The organism is Microbacterium sp. GXF6406 (assembly GCF_054798215.1).
Genome location: NZ_JBSJZH010000001.1, coordinates 1 through 13076, shown reverse-complemented (window position 1 = coordinate 13076; position 13076 = coordinate 1). Strand labels below are relative to the sequence as shown.

12 protein-coding genes are annotated in these 13076 nt (G+C 66.3%); 11 read left to right on the top strand and 1 reads right to left on the bottom strand.

Annotation, left to right across the window (positions count from 1 at the left end; all coding sequences use genetic code 11):
* Positions 1-55: 55 nt before the first annotated feature.
* From ACWAUG_RS00060 to ACWAUG_RS00025, 8 genes are all read left to right on the top strand, one after another.
* Positions 56-1732 carry a ribonuclease J gene (locus tag ACWAUG_RS00060; protein ID WP_460800399.1) on the top strand — a complete coding sequence of 559 codons (1677 nt, stop codon included), beginning with the start codon at positions 56-58 and terminating at the stop codon, positions 1730-1732.
* Between the two features lie 97 nt (positions 1733-1829).
* Positions 1830-4583, top strand: a complete 2754-nt coding sequence (locus ACWAUG_RS00055) for an FtsK/SpoIIIE family DNA translocase (RefSeq protein ID WP_460800397.1) — start codon at positions 1830-1832, stop codon at positions 4581-4583.
* On the top strand, positions 4583-5161 hold the full coding sequence (gene pgsA, locus ACWAUG_RS00050) for a CDP-diacylglycerol--glycerol-3-phosphate 3-phosphatidyltransferase (protein WP_460800395.1): 579 nt from the start codon (positions 4583-4585) through the stop codon (positions 5159-5161). The genes ACWAUG_RS00055 and pgsA overlap by 1 nt, the downstream gene beginning before the upstream one ends.
* Positions 5158-5664: a CinA family protein gene (locus ACWAUG_RS00045; protein ID WP_298038111.1), complete on the top strand. Its 507-nt coding sequence runs from the start codon at positions 5158-5160 to the stop codon at positions 5662-5664. The genes pgsA and ACWAUG_RS00045 overlap by 4 nt, the downstream gene beginning before the upstream one ends.
* Before the next feature lie 132 nt (positions 5665-5796).
* Entirely contained in the window at positions 5797-6105 is a 309-nt protein-coding gene (locus ACWAUG_RS00040; RefSeq protein ID WP_298038109.1) for a helix-turn-helix domain-containing protein, read from the top strand.
* A gap of 13 nt (positions 6106-6118) precedes the next feature.
* On the top strand, positions 6119-6343 hold the full coding sequence (locus ACWAUG_RS00035) for a DUF3046 domain-containing protein (protein ID WP_298038106.1): 225 nt from the start codon (positions 6119-6121) through the stop codon (positions 6341-6343).
* Positions 6344-6594: 251 nt separating this feature from the next.
* Positions 6595-7647 carry a recombinase RecA gene (gene recA, locus ACWAUG_RS00030; protein ID WP_298038103.1) on the top strand — a complete coding sequence of 351 codons (1053 nt, stop codon included), beginning with the start codon at positions 6595-6597 and terminating at the stop codon, positions 7645-7647.
* Between the two features lie 42 nt (positions 7648-7689).
* Positions 7690-8490, top strand: a complete 801-nt coding sequence (locus tag ACWAUG_RS00025; protein ID WP_298038101.1) for a regulatory protein RecX — start codon at positions 7690-7692, stop codon at positions 8488-8490.
* A gap of 10 nt (positions 8491-8500) precedes the next feature.
* Here the strand turns inward: ACWAUG_RS00025 and ACWAUG_RS00020 are convergent, their stop codons facing one another.
* Positions 8501-9832, bottom strand: a complete 1332-nt coding sequence (locus ACWAUG_RS00020; protein ID WP_298038099.1) for a Cpe/LpqF family protein — start codon at positions 9830-9832, stop codon at positions 8501-8503.
* A gap of 134 nt (positions 9833-9966) precedes the next feature.
* On the opposite strand from ACWAUG_RS00020, the gene miaB reads away from it, so the two are divergent.
* The 3 genes from miaB to ACWAUG_RS00005 are packed head-to-tail and all read left to right on the top strand — an operon-like array spanning position 9967 to position 12966.
* Positions 9967-11517 (top strand): tRNA (N6-isopentenyl adenosine(37)-C2)-methylthiotransferase MiaB, encoded by a 1551-nt coding sequence (gene miaB, locus ACWAUG_RS00015; RefSeq protein ID WP_298038098.1) that lies wholly within the window; start codon positions 9967-9969, stop codon positions 11515-11517.
* A gap of 7 nt (positions 11518-11524) precedes the next feature.
* Entirely contained in the window at positions 11525-12427 is a 903-nt protein-coding gene (gene miaA / locus ACWAUG_RS00010; protein ID WP_298038096.1) for a tRNA (adenosine(37)-N6)-dimethylallyltransferase MiaA, read from the top strand.
* Positions 12424-12966 carry a dihydrofolate reductase family protein gene (locus tag ACWAUG_RS00005; protein WP_460800392.1) on the top strand — a complete coding sequence of 181 codons (543 nt, stop codon included), beginning with the start codon at positions 12424-12426 and terminating at the stop codon, positions 12964-12966. Before miaA ends, ACWAUG_RS00005 begins: the two co-directional genes overlap by 4 nt.
* The last annotated feature ends 110 nt before the right edge of the window (positions 12967-13076 follow it).

Here is a 13076-nt window from a genome sequence, read left to right as displayed (position 1 = left end):
TGAACGCGTCCACACCATGAACGGGCACCTTCGGTGTCCGACGGAGGAGACACCAATGACCACCCCCATCGCCGCCCCCGCGCCGCTCGCCGCGGGCACGCTCCGCGTCTTCCCCCTGGGAGGGCTCGGCGAGGTCGGGCGCAACATGACGGTCTTCGAATACGAGGGGAAGATCCTCATCGTCGATTGCGGCGTGCTGTTCCCCGAGGACCACCAGCCCGGCGTCGATCTGATCCTGCCGGACTTCGAGCCCATCAAGGACCGCCTCGACGACATCGTGGGCGTCGTGCTCACGCACGGCCATGAAGACCACATCGGCGCGGTGCCGTACCTGCTGCGCCTGAAGAGCGATATCCCGCTGATCGGGTCCGGGCTCACGCTCGCGCTCGTCGAGGCCAAGCTCAAGGAGCACCGCATCAAGCCCTTCACCCTGACGGTGAAGGAGGATCAGAAGGAGAAGGTCGGTCCGTTCGACCTCGAATTCGTCGCGGTCAACCACTCCATCCCCGATGCGCTGGCCGTCGCGATCCGCACGCCCGCGGGCATGGTGCTCGCCACCGGCGACTTCAAGATGGACCAGCTGCCGCTCGACGGCCGCATCACCGACCTTCGGGCATTCGCCCGGCTCGGCGAAGAGGGCATCGACCTGTTCCTCGTCGATTCGACCAACGCCGACGTCCCGGGGTTCACTCCCACGGAGAAGTCGATCGGCCCGGTCCTCGACCAGGTGATCGCCAAGGCCACCCGTCGCGTGATCGTCGCGAGCTTCTCCAGCCACGTGCACCGCGTGCAGCAGGTGCTCGACGCGGCTCACGCCAATGGCCGCCGCGTCGCGCTCCTCGGCCGCAGCATGGTGCGCAACATGGGCATCGCCGCCGATCTCGGCTACCTCAAGGTGCCCGACAACGTGCTGATCGACTACAAGAAGGCCAAGGACATCCCGGACGACAAGATCGTCTACATGTCGACCGGTTCGCAGGGCGAGCCGATGGCCGTCCTCAGCCGCATGGCGAACCTCGATCACGCGATCGAGCCGGGAGAGGGGGATACTGTCATCCTCGCGTCCAGTCTCATCCCGGGCAATGAGAACGCGGTGTACCGCGTCATCGACGGCCTGACCAAGCTCGGCGCCAACGTCGTGCACAAGGCGAACGCGCGGGTTCACGTGTCGGGCCACGCCGCCGCCGGTGAGCTGATCTACTGCTACAACATCCTCAAGCCGAAGAACGTCCTCCCGGTTCACGGCGAGTACCGTCACCTGATGGCGAACGCGAAGCTCGCGCAGGAGACGGGCATCCCCGAGGAGAACACGATCCTGGCCTCCAACGGCACGGTGATCGACCTCAAGGACGGCCAGGCCCGGATCGCCGGACAGTACGACATCGGCTTCGTATACGTCGATGGTTCGACGGTCGGCGAGATCACCGACGCAGATCTGAAGGATCGCCGCATCCTCGGCGAGGAGGGCTTCGTCTCGATCATCGTCGTGGTGGATGCTGCGACCGGCAACATCATCTCGGGGCCGGAGATCCACGCACGCGGCATCGCGGAGGACGATTCCGTCTTCGACAGCGTGACGCCGAAGATCGTGGCCGCCCTCAAGGAGGCCTCCGGGAACGGCGTGCGCGATACGCATGCGCTGTCGCAGGTCGTGCGCCGCACGATCGGCCGCTGGGTCAACCAGAAGCTGCGCCGTCGTCCGATGATCGTCCCGCTCGTCATCGAAGCATGATGCCGACCGCCTCATCGGAACCCCGGTCCGGGAGCCGATGAGGCGGAAAGCCGCGTCATTGCGCGGCGATGTCGGTGCTCGACCGTAGTCTGGGAACATGGCCAGGAGCACTACCAAGACCTCACGCGCGTCCGAGAAGGCTCCTGCGCGCTCCAAGGCGCAGGCGGCTCCGAAGAAGTACATCGACGACGTCGACAGGCCGCCGTTCCCGGTGCGTGCCTGGGGCGTTCTCGCTCACGCCGTCGGCGGTCTCTTCCGTGCCTTCGGCCCGGAGACCCTCGAGAAGGACCAGCGGCGCGATGGTTTTCCCCTGCTGCTCGTCGTCCTTGCGTGTCTGGGAGCCGTCGATGAGTGGTTCTTCATCGGCAATGAGATCGCCCAGAACATCAGTGCCTACTCCGTGGGGTTGCTCGTGGGGCGCACGGCGTTCCTCATGCCCGTGTTGCTGTTGATCCTCGCCGGCTGGTTGTTCCGCCATCCATCGTCGGTGCACGACAACGGGCGAATCGGAATCGGCTTCGGACTCTTCGTGCTCTCGATCGCCGGCATCTGCCACATCGCCGGCGGGGTGCCCCAACCGAAGGACGGCATGCCGGCGCTCAGCGCGGCGGGCGGCCTCTTCGGATGGATGCTCGGCCAGCCGCTGTCCTACCTGACAGACATTCCGGCTTATATCCTGCTGAGCCTGCTTCTCGTGCTGAGTCTGCTCATCATCACGAAGACCCCGCCGAATCGCATCGGTTCGCGCCTGGGCGATCTGTACGCCTGGATGTTCGGGGCCGAACGCGCGGAGACGAAGGTCGAGGCGTCGGCCGCAGCATCCGACGCCGACCTCGTCGACATCGCCGAAGACGATGCCCTGCCCTGGTGGCGGCGCAACAAGACCGGGCGTGAAGAGGACCCCGATGAGGGTCTCGGCTCCCAGGACGTCACCGAGCTGCTGACGCCGACGGCGCAGACGCCGACGAAGCAGATGCCGATCGATGTCGCGAACGAGAAGACCCCCTACGACCAGTCGGTCGTCGTCGCGGCGCCCGATGCGGGCGACGCGGTCACCGAGGTCCTGACGGACGTCGAGAGCGTCATGGCGGGCCTCGGCGCGCCCGGTGCGACGACCCTGCTCGACGACTACGGTGACACGGGCGAGCAGCCCGAGCTGCCCGGACTGTCCGGCTTCGGCACGGACGGACCGGGGGATCGCGGCCTTCATGCCCCGAGCACCCCGTATGCTCTGCCATCCACGGCCGTGCTGAGCGAAGGGCCGCCACCGGTGGTGCGCTCGGAGGCCACAGACCGTGTGATCCAGCAGCTGACCAGTGTGCTCGAGCAGTTCAAGGTCGATGCCAAGGTCACGGGGTTCTCGCGCGGTCCGACGGTCACCCAGTACGAGGTGGAGGTCGGTCTCGGGGTCAAGGTCGAGAAGATCACACAGCTGTCGAACAACTTCGCCTACGCCGTCGCATCCAACGATGTGCGAATCCTCTCGCCGATCCCCGGCAAGAGCGCGATCGGCATCGAGATCCCGAACGCCGACAAGGAGATGGTCGCCCTCGGAGATGTGCTCCGCTCGCCCGCGGCGCAGAAGAGCACGCACCCGATGACGATCGGCGTCGGCAAGGACGTCGGCGGAAACATCGTCGTCGCCAACCTCGCCAAGATGCCGCATCTTCTGGTCGCCGGTTCCACCGGTTCCGGTAAGTCCAGCTTCGTCAACTCGATGATCACGAGTCTGCTGATGCGCGCGCGCCCGACCGATGTCCGCATGGTGCTGATCGACCCGAAGCGCGTGGAGCTGACCAGCTACGCCGGTGTGCCGCACCTGATCACCCCCATCATCACGAACCCGAAGAAAGCCGCCGAGGCGCTGCAGTGGGTCGTGAAGGAGATGGACATGCGCTACGACGACCTCGCGTCGTTCGGTTACCGTCACATCGACGACTTCAACAAGGCCGTCCGCGCGGGGGAGATCGTTCTGCCTCCCGGCAGCGAGCGCGTGCTCAAGCCCTACCCGTACCTGCTCGTCGTCGTCGATGAGCTCGCCGACCTCATGATGGTCGCCCCGCGCGACGTCGAAGATTCGATCGTACGCATCACGCAGCTCGCCCGGGCCTCCGGCATTCATCTGGTCCTCGCCACCCAGCGTCCGTCCGTCGACGTCGTCACCGGCCTCATCAAGGCCAACGTGCCGTCCCGGCTCGCGTTTGCGGTCACGAGCGTGACCGACAGCCGCGTGATCCTCGATGCTCCGGGCGCAGACAAGCTCATCGGTCAGGGCGACGCACTGTTCTCCCCGATGGGCTCGTCGAAGCCGTTCCGCCTGCAGGGCGCCTGGGTCGAGGAGAGCGAGATCGATGCGGTCGTCAAGCATGTCACCGCGCAGGCGCGTCCGGAGTACCGCTCCGATGTGCAGGAGGCGATGGAGCCGAAGAAGAAGGAGGTCGACGAAGATATCGGCGACGACCTCGAGGTGCTCCTCGCTGCGGCCGAGCTCGTCGTGTCGTCGCAGTTCGGATCGACATCGATGCTGCAGCGCAAGCTCCGTGTCGGGTTCGCGAAGGCGGGCCGTCTCATGGACCTGCTCGAGTCGCGTGAGATCGTCGGCCCCTCTGAAGGCTCGAAGGCCCGCGATGTGCTCGTCACCGCGGAGCAGCTCCCCGCAGTGATGGCGAAGCTGCGCGGCGAGGATGCGCCCGCCGCCCCTGCGGCGACGACGGCGCCCGCCGCCGCACCGGTATCGGATCCCGCCGATGCTCCCGGATATGACCCGATCGAAGCGCAGCTCGCTGGACTGCCGGTGGTCGAAGACGATGAAGGCGATGAAGACGCCTGGAGCCTGACAGGACGCGATTGATGGCCATTCCCCGGCAACTGCCCAATGCGATCACCATCGCGCGTATTCCTCTCGCGGTCGTATTCTTCGTCCTTCTCCTGCTCGGCGGCACATACGGCTTCGACGACATCACGCTGCGCTGGGTCGCCGGGGCGCTGTTCGTCCTCGCGATCAGCACGGACTGGGTCGACGGCTATCTCGCTCGCAAGTACGACATCGTCAGCGACTTCGGAAAGCTCTGGGATCCGATCGCCGACAAGCTCCTCACGGGCGCGGGTTTCGTCGGGCTCGCGATCCTCGCCGAGTGGCCGTGGTGGGTCGTGATCGTGATCCTCGTCCGCGAGTGGGGGATCACGATCCATCGCTTCATCGTCGCGAGCAGCCACATCGTCGCCGCGGCATGGATGGGCAAGGTCAAGACCGCGCTGCAGGGCGTTGCGCTCGGCTGGTGCCTGCTGCCGCTTCACGTCCTCGTCGGCTTCGACGTGTGGACGCTGGTCGGGGCGGTGCTGATGTGGGCGACACTGGCCATCACGATCCTCAGCGGAATCGACTATGTGCTGGCGCAGATTCGCGGAGGCAAGGCCTCGGCGCGATGAATGACGCTAAGCGCCTCGTCTCCGCTCTCCTCGAACAGGGGTGGACGCTGGGAATTGCCGAGTCGCTCACCGGGGGTGCGCTCGCTTCTGAGGTGGTTTCCGTTCCCGGATCGTCGGGGACGCTGCTCGGCGCCGTCGTCGCCTACGCGACCCCGGTGAAAGCGACGCTGCTCGGCGTCGAGGAGTCTCTCCTCGACGAGCATGGGCCTGTGCACGCGCGGGTGGCCGAGCAGATGGCCGAAGGGGTGCGCAGCTGCGTCGCGGTCGAAGGCCGGGTGGCTGATGTCGGGGTGTCGACGACAGGGATCGCCGGGCCCGCCTCGCCGGACGGGCAACCGGTCGGCACAGTGCACATCGGAGTCGCCGGCCCGTTCGGAACGAGTTCGGAGCGCTTCGTGTTCTCCGGTGGGCGCGCGGAGATCCGCGAGCAGACGGTTCAGTCAGCGATCGCGTTGCTTCTGCGTTCTCTCGAGGAATATCGTCACGGTAACCGCGGTTGTTAGTGACGTGGTTGTCATAGATGCGTTCACATCCAAAGCACAGCGGGAAACGGTAACGTTTTGTTCGCCAGGTCGGGTTAGACTGGCGATCCGTTTGGAAGAGGGCCCGATCAGGGGTATGGAGGGGAGGTTCCGATGATTCTTGTTCGACAGGAGATCGGCGAGGTGCTGAGGGACTTCCGCCTGCAGAAGGGGCGCACGCTCCGCCAGGTCGCGAGCAAGGCCTCCGTCGCGCTCGGATACCTCAGTGAGGTCGAGCGAGGCCAGAAGGAGGCGTCGAGCGAGATCCTCGCCTCGGTCGCCGAAGCCCTCGATGTCCCCATCTCGTTGATCATGCGCGAAGTCGGTGACCGAATCTCGGTCCTCGAAGGCATCCAGGTGTTCCCCGATGTCGTTCCCGACGACCTGGTCGCATCCATCGAGCCCGAACTCTCCCTGCACTGAGCGCGCACTTCTGATGCGACGCAGCGAGTTCCTTCGCGCGGTTGACCGGGAGTTCGGCGCACGAGCGCCCATGCTCACGACAGATCTTGTGCTCGACGCGGTGGGTGGCAGAACCGCCGCGCAGGCGCTCGAAGCGGGCATCGCTCCGCGCGATATCTGGGCGGCGCTGTGCGCCGAAACAGACGTGCCACTCGAACGTCGTTACGGTGTTGGTCGCCTCGAGCCCCAGAGAAACTGAGTCTTTCCCGGCGCCGTTCGTCATTTTTCGGCGTGTCATCGAATATGTGTTCGAAATACACGTAGAGTTCTGCACAAGTGGTTTCGAGGCGCTGTTCTCCACCGTTCCTGGCCCTGCCGATCGAATGTCGGAGGCTCCGTCTACCGTGTTGAACAGGCCGAAAAGCCATACGCCTTGTCGGAGAGTCCGCCCCATCCGGGGCGGCCGCGACAGCCTACAGGCGGCACCATGCGAAACACGAGGAGCACATCATGCCATCAGCAGCAGACCGCGAGAAGTCCCTGGAATCCGCACTCGCCCAGATCGACCGTCAGTTCGGCAAGGGCTCGGTCATGCGCCTGGGCAGTGATGAGCGCGCGCCCGTGGCCGTGATCCCCACCGGCTCCATCGCCCTCGACGTCGCGCTCGGCGTCGGAGGCCTTCCGCGTGGCCGCATCGTCGAGATCTACGGTCCGGAGTCCTCCGGTAAGACGACTCTGACGCTGCACGCGATCGCCAACGCACAGCGCGCGGGCGGCATCGCGGCCTTCATCGACGCGGAGCACGCGCTCGACCCCGAGTACGCGAAGAAGCTCGGCGTCGACATCGATGCGCTGCTGGTCTCCCAGCCCGACACGGGTGAGCAGGCGCTCGAGATCGCCGACATGCTCGTGCGATCCGGCGCGATCGATCTGATCGTCATCGACTCGGTCGCGGCCCTCGTGCCCCGTGCTGAGATCGAGGGCGAGATGGGTGACTCCCACGTGGGTCTGCAGGCGCGACTCATGTCGCAGGCGCTGCGAAAGCTCACGGGTGGTTTGAACCAGACCAATACGACGATGATCTTCATCAACCAGCTGCGCGAGAAGATCGGTGTCTTCTTCGGCTCTCCCGAGACGACCGCCGGTGGAAAGGCGCTGAAGTTCTACGCATCGGTGCGCATGGACATCCGTCGCATCGAGACCCTCAAGGACGGCACGGACGCCGTTGGTAACCGTACGCGTGTCAAGGTCGTCAAGAACAAGATGGCTCCGCCGTTCAAGCAGGCCGAGTTCGACATCCTCTACGGTGTCGGCATCTCGCGGGAGGGCAGTCTGATCGATTTCGGCGTCGAGCACGGCATCGTGAAGAAGTCGGGCTCCTGGTACACCTACGACGGCGACCAGCTCGGTCAGGGCAAGGAGAACGCCCGTAACTTCCTGCTGAAGAACCCCGACATCGCCGCGACGATCGAGACGCAGATCAAGCAGAAGCTCGGTATCGGCGGCGCCGTGGCTGAAGAGGTCGCGGCTGCAGACGACCTCGCAAAGCGTCGTCCGGCGTGATCGACGTCGCACCCACCCCGGTGTTCGGATCGCGGGTGAGCTATGTCTGATCGGGGCGAGGGCGATCTCGCCCCGATCATTCCGCTGTTCGGCGGGCGGATGAAGCGAGCTTCGGAGCTCAGCGGGGGAGACGGCCCAGCGTCGGCCGGCGGATCTCGGGGCATCGGTGAGCCGTCGCATCCTTCCAGCTCGGCGATGGCCGTCAGCAGTCCGTCCGATGCGCAGCGTCGTCCGACGTTCCGCGTCATCGAAGACACTGATGAGGCCGATGAGACGCACTTCGAGGGGGGACGCCCCGGCGGAACCGCGTCGGACGGGCAGGGGGCGGTGGACTCCGAGGATGTCCGTCGTGCGGGCGAGCAGGCGCTACTGCGCAAGCTTCGCGCGCGTTCATTGTCCGTCGTCGAAGCGCGACAGATCCTTCGCGGCTGCGATCTCGACGCGGCTCAGATCGATGACGTGGTCGATGATTTCAGCGAGCGTCGCTACCTCGACGATGCCGAGCTCGCGCGTCAGGTCGTGATGTCCGGCGTGGAGCGCAAGGGGCAGGGCCGTGTGGCTCTCGCCCGTCTGCTTTCTCAGCGCGGCGTCTCGCGAGACATCATCGACATCGCGCTCGACGAGTTGCCTGATGACGACGCGGAGCGCGCTCTGGAGTTCGCACGGACGAAGGCTCGGTCGCTAGCCCGGCTCGACTACGAGACGGGGCTGCGGCGTCTGCTCGGACAATTGGCGCGTCGGGGCTATAGCGGGCCCGCCGCGATGAACGCCGCGCGCACCGCGCTCAAGGAAGCGGCCTTCGGGGGCCCGGCGACCGGCGTCCGGTTCGTCGAATCCGACTGACCCCTCGCGGTCATCCCGCGTTGATCGCGAAGAGATCGGAGGCGATAGCGAACAGCTCCGCCTCCGTCTCGGCATCGATCGGCTCCGCGTCCGACCCCAGGACGACGACGGTCATGATGCTGCCATCGGCGCGGACGGCCCGCCACGAACCCGTGATGACACCGAGATTCGATCCACCCTTGTACGAGACCGACGGCCACGCTGCGGGGTCGACCACGACGCCGGGATTCTCGGAGAGTGCGGTGCGGATGACGGGATCGGCATCGCCATGTTGGGCGAGGATCGCGTGGAGCTCGGCGATGTCCTGGGCGGACGCGAACCATTCGAGACCGTATTGCCAGGCCACACGCTCATCGATGTCGTCGACATCGATCTGGAATTCCCGCGTGCGGAGGACCTCCAGGACTTCGCGCCGGACGCTCTCATCCCCGTCCGCCCAGGCATCCTGCAGGTCGACATGTCCGCCCCACACCAGGTCGAACATCTCCCGGGTCGTGAGGAATGGGTGCATCAGTTCGGGCTCGTGGTGGTTCCCAGCCTCAACCGCGTGCTCGACGGCTTCGCGTCCGAGAAGCTCGACGAGCATGTCGGTGGCTGTGTTGTCGCTGATCGCGATCATCTTCGTGGCGGCATCTTGAACGGTCACATCGGTGCCGTCAGGCAGGTTCTGAAGGTCTCCTGAGGGGAGGCTGCGCACCGCATCCGTGACGGTGATGTTGTCATTCCAACTGATGTCACCCGCTGAAACGGCCTCTGCCAGCGCCTCGAGGACGTACAGCTTGAAGACCGAGCCCAACGGGGCCGGCGCTTTCTCATCGATGGACATGATCGTCTCGTCATCGATCTGCACCAGCACGCGAGCGGTGAGGGGGAGAGCGCCGAGGCGTTCGGCGACATCATCGTTGGAGACGGCGGGTGTGCGCTGGGGCGTCACCGGCCCCAGGAAGAGCCCGCCGATGAGCTGATCATCGTCGATCGAGATGCTCAGATCGAACGGTTCGCCCAGCGCGCCGGCGACCGTGACCACCGCTTCGGTTTCCGTGCCGCGATAGGCCGTCACCTCGAGCGGACGGGCCGGCCGGATCTGCGTGTTGATGAGGGAAGCAACGTCCTCGGCACCGACTTCGGCTTGGAACTGCGCGCTGAGCCGGCTTTCCCATGCCGTCGCGGTGGTGTCGTCATCCGCGTTCATCTCGTCCAGCACCCACTGGGCGGCATCACCGACCGGGGTCGACGGAATCGAGGTTGAATCGGAATCCTCCGGCGCCTCTGACTTCGCCGCGCAGGCAGTGAGGAGCAGCCCCGCGACCGCGATGATCGCGATGATGGTCTTCTTGCGCATGTGATTCGGATCCTCGTTCCTGTGATGGGTGCTGGTCTCCAGGCTAGAGAACGATGGGGCCGGAGGGCATCCGTCGAAAGGGGGGATTCCCGCATGGTCCGCCGGGACCGACCGGCTCGTAGAATGGAGGAATCATGTCTGCCCTTTCCTCTGAACCGACGATCATCGCGGCCTCCTCTGCTGCCGTTGACGCCGACGGTCATCAGCGAACCTATGAAGTGCGCACGTTCGGGTGCCAGATGAACGTTCACGACTCCGAGCGGCTCTCCGGTTCGCTCGAGAGCGCCGGATATGCCCGTGCCGAGGCGGGCAGCGAGGCGGATGTCGTGATCATCAACACCTGCGCGGTGCGCGATAACGCCGCCGGCAAGCTCTATGGCACGCTCGGGCATCTGGCCGCGGTCAAGCGCCGCAAGGAGGGCATGCAGATCGCCGTCGGCGGCTGCCTGGCGCAGATGGACAAGGACGCCGTGCAGCAGAAGGCCCCATGGGTCGATGTGGTCTTCGGCACGCACAACATGGGGTCGTTGCCGGGCATGCTCGAGCGTGCCAAGCACAATGGCGAGGCCGAGCTCGAGATCCTCGAGTCCCTCGAGGTCTTCCCGTCGACGCTGCCGACGAAACGCGATTCCGCCCACAGCGGCTGGGTGTCGATCTCGGTCGGCTGCAACAACACGTGCACGTTCTGCATCGTGCCGCACCTGCGCGGCAAGGAGAAGGATCGACGCCCCGGCGACATCCTGAATGAGATCCGTCTGCTCGTCGAGGACGGCGCGATCGAGGTCACGCTGCTCGGCCAGAACGTGAACTCCTATGGCGTCGAGTTCGGCGACCGCCAGGCCTTCAGCAAGCTGCTGCGCGCAGCGGGGGAGATTCCCGGTCTCGAGCGCATCCGTTTCACGAGTCCGCACCCGGCGGCGTTCACGGATGATGTGATCGATGCGATGGCAGAGACGCCGAACGTCATGCCGCAGCTGCACATGCCCCTCCAGTCGGGCAGCGACAGCATCCTCAAGGCGATGCGCCGCTCTTATCGCAGCTCCAAGTTCCTCGGGATCCTCGATCGCGTTCGCGAGCGCATGCCGTATGCGGCGATCTCGACCGACATCATCGTCGGGTTCCCCGGCGAGACCGACGAGGACTTCGACGACACGATGCGCGTCGTCGAGCAGGCGCGTTTCGCCAACGCGTTCACGTTCCAGTACTCGATCCGCGAGGGCACGCCCGCGGCGACCATGGAGGACCAGGTCCCCAAGGAGATCGTGCAGGAGCGCTACAACCGGCTCATCGCCCTGCAGGAGCGCATCTCACTCGAGGAGAACCAGAAGCAGGTCGGCCGAGAGGTCGAGGTGCTCGTCTCGGTCGGCGAGGGCAAGAAGGATGCCGAGACGCACCGCTTGACCGGCCGCGCTCAGGACAACCGTCTCGTGCACTTCGAGGTGACGCCCGGCTCCGACCTGCCGCGGCCCGGCGATGCGGTCACCGTGACGATCACGCACGGTGCTCCGTTCCATCTGCTCGCCGATGATCCGACCGGTGCGCCGCTGCGCATCCGGCGCACCCGCGGCGGCGACGCCTGGGATCGTTCGCAGGCCGAATCGTGCGGCGTCCCTGCGCCGGCCGGTGCGAGCGGCGCTCCGCGCGCAGTGTCGCTGGGGCTGCCGACGCTCCGTGTCGGCGGCTGAGCCCGGCGTGAGGCTCTGGGCGGTCGTCGGTGCGACGGGCACCGGTAAGAGCGATCTCGCGCTCGATCTCGCGGAGGTACTGCGTGCTCAGGGCAACCCGGCCGAGATCGTCAACGCGGATGCCATGCAGCTCTATCGCGGCATGGACATCGGCACGGCGAAGCTCGCGATCGATGAGCGGCGCGGCATCCCGCATCACCTGTTCGACGTCCGAGAGGTCACCGAGGAGGCCGCGGTCGCCTGGTATCAGCCGCTCGCGCGGGCCGCGATCGAGGAGATCTTCACACGCGGCGGTGATGCGATCCTCGTCGGCGGGTCGGGGCTGTACGTCTCGAGCGTGATCTACGACTTCCGCTTCCCGCCGCGGGATGCCGCCGTCCGCGAGCGCCTCGAGCGCGAGCTCGACGCACTCGGCGCCGGTGCACTGTTCGCCCGTCTGCAGGCGGACGACCCCGCCACGGCGGCGCGCGTCGACCCGAAGAACGGCCGGCGCGTCATCCGGGCGCTCGAAGTCCTCGCGCAGGGCGCCGAGAACCACGGCGCAGCCCTTCCGGATGCGCCGGTGCTCTGGCATCCGGACACCCGCATCCTCGGCATCCACGTCGACCGTCCCGCACTCGTCGAGCGCCTCGATCGCCGTGTCGACCGCATGTGGGAGCAGGGCATGCTCGCCGAGGTCGAGGCGCTGCGCGAGGCGGGTCTCGAGGCCGGCACGACGGCGCCCAGGGCGATTGGTTACGCGCAGGCGCTTGCGCAGCTGGCGGGGGAGAAGACCGAGGCAGAGGCGATCGCGGAGACGCAGGCGCTCACCCGCCGCTACGCCCGTCGCCAGGTGTCGTGGTTCAAGCGGTACCCGACCATCGAGTGGATCCCGCCGATGTCGGATGCCGGTGGCATCCTGGCCGGATGAAGACTCACTACTACACGGCGACCAGCCTCGACGGATTCATCGCGACGCCCGAGCACTCGCTCGACTGGCTCCTGCGCCAGGACATCGACCTCGACGGACCGATGGCCTATCCCGCGTTCGTTGATCGGATCGGCGCGCTCTCGATGGGGGCATCGACGTTCGAGTGGGTGATGCGCCACGAGGCCGGGCGCTGGGGCTACACGCAGCCCGCCTGGGTGTTCACGCACCGCGATCTCGCGCTGCCCGACGGGGCCGATGTGCGCCTGACCTCGGCCCCGGTGCACGAGGTGCACGCCGCGATGACGGCGGCAGCAGGGGACAAGGACCTCTGGATCGTCGGAGGCGGCGATATCGCAGGACAGTTCGCCGACGCGGGACTGCTCGACGAGGTGTGGCTGCAGTACGCACCGGTGATGCTCGGCGCCGGTGCGCCGGTGCTTCCGAGGGAAGTCGATCTCGACCTGGTCGACGTTGCGCGCAACCGCGACTTCCTCTGCGGTCGCTACCGGGTCCGGCGCGCGGCGCCGAACACGAAATAGGCGGAAGGGCGAATGTCGGCTCCGGGACCCTTGCCCCCGTTACTTTCTTCGTAGCCCGGATGGAGCGATCCTGAGGGGTGACGGGCCTGCCGGGCCCGGCATGATTGCTG

Bases quoted from the DNA above. Each gene is read 5' to 3' on its own strand.
- ACWAUG_RS00020 (WP_298038099.1), bottom strand. From the start codon at position 9,832: ATGCGCAAGAAGACCATCATCGCGATCATCGCGGTCGCGGGGCTGCTC.
- miaB (WP_298038098.1), top strand. From the start codon at position 9,967: ATGTCTGCCCTTTCCTCTGAACCGACGATCATCGCGGCCTCCTCTGCT.
- ACWAUG_RS00055 (WP_460800397.1), top strand. From the start codon at position 1,830: ATGGCCAGGAGCACTACCAAGACCTCACGCGCGTCCGAGAAGGCTCCT.
- ACWAUG_RS00035 (WP_298038106.1), top strand. From the start codon at position 6,119: ATGCGACGCAGCGAGTTCCTTCGCGCGGTTGACCGGGAGTTCGGCGCA.
- ACWAUG_RS00060 (WP_460800399.1), top strand. From the start codon at position 56: ATGACCACCCCCATCGCCGCCCCCGCGCCGCTCGCCGCGGGCACGCTC.
- ACWAUG_RS00005 (WP_460800392.1), top strand. From the start codon at position 12,424: ATGAAGACTCACTACTACACGGCGACCAGCCTCGACGGATTCATCGCG.
- ACWAUG_RS00045 (WP_298038111.1), top strand. From the start codon at position 5,158: ATGAATGACGCTAAGCGCCTCGTCTCCGCTCTCCTCGAACAGGGGTGG.
- ACWAUG_RS00040 (WP_298038109.1), top strand. From the start codon at position 5,797: ATGATTCTTGTTCGACAGGAGATCGGCGAGGTGCTGAGGGACTTCCGC.
- ACWAUG_RS00025 (WP_298038101.1), top strand. From the start codon at position 7,690: ATGTCTGATCGGGGCGAGGGCGATCTCGCCCCGATCATTCCGCTGTTC.
- pgsA (WP_460800395.1), top strand. From the start codon at position 4,583: ATGGCCATTCCCCGGCAACTGCCCAATGCGATCACCATCGCGCGTATT.
- recA (WP_298038103.1), top strand. From the start codon at position 6,595: ATGCCATCAGCAGCAGACCGCGAGAAGTCCCTGGAATCCGCACTCGCC.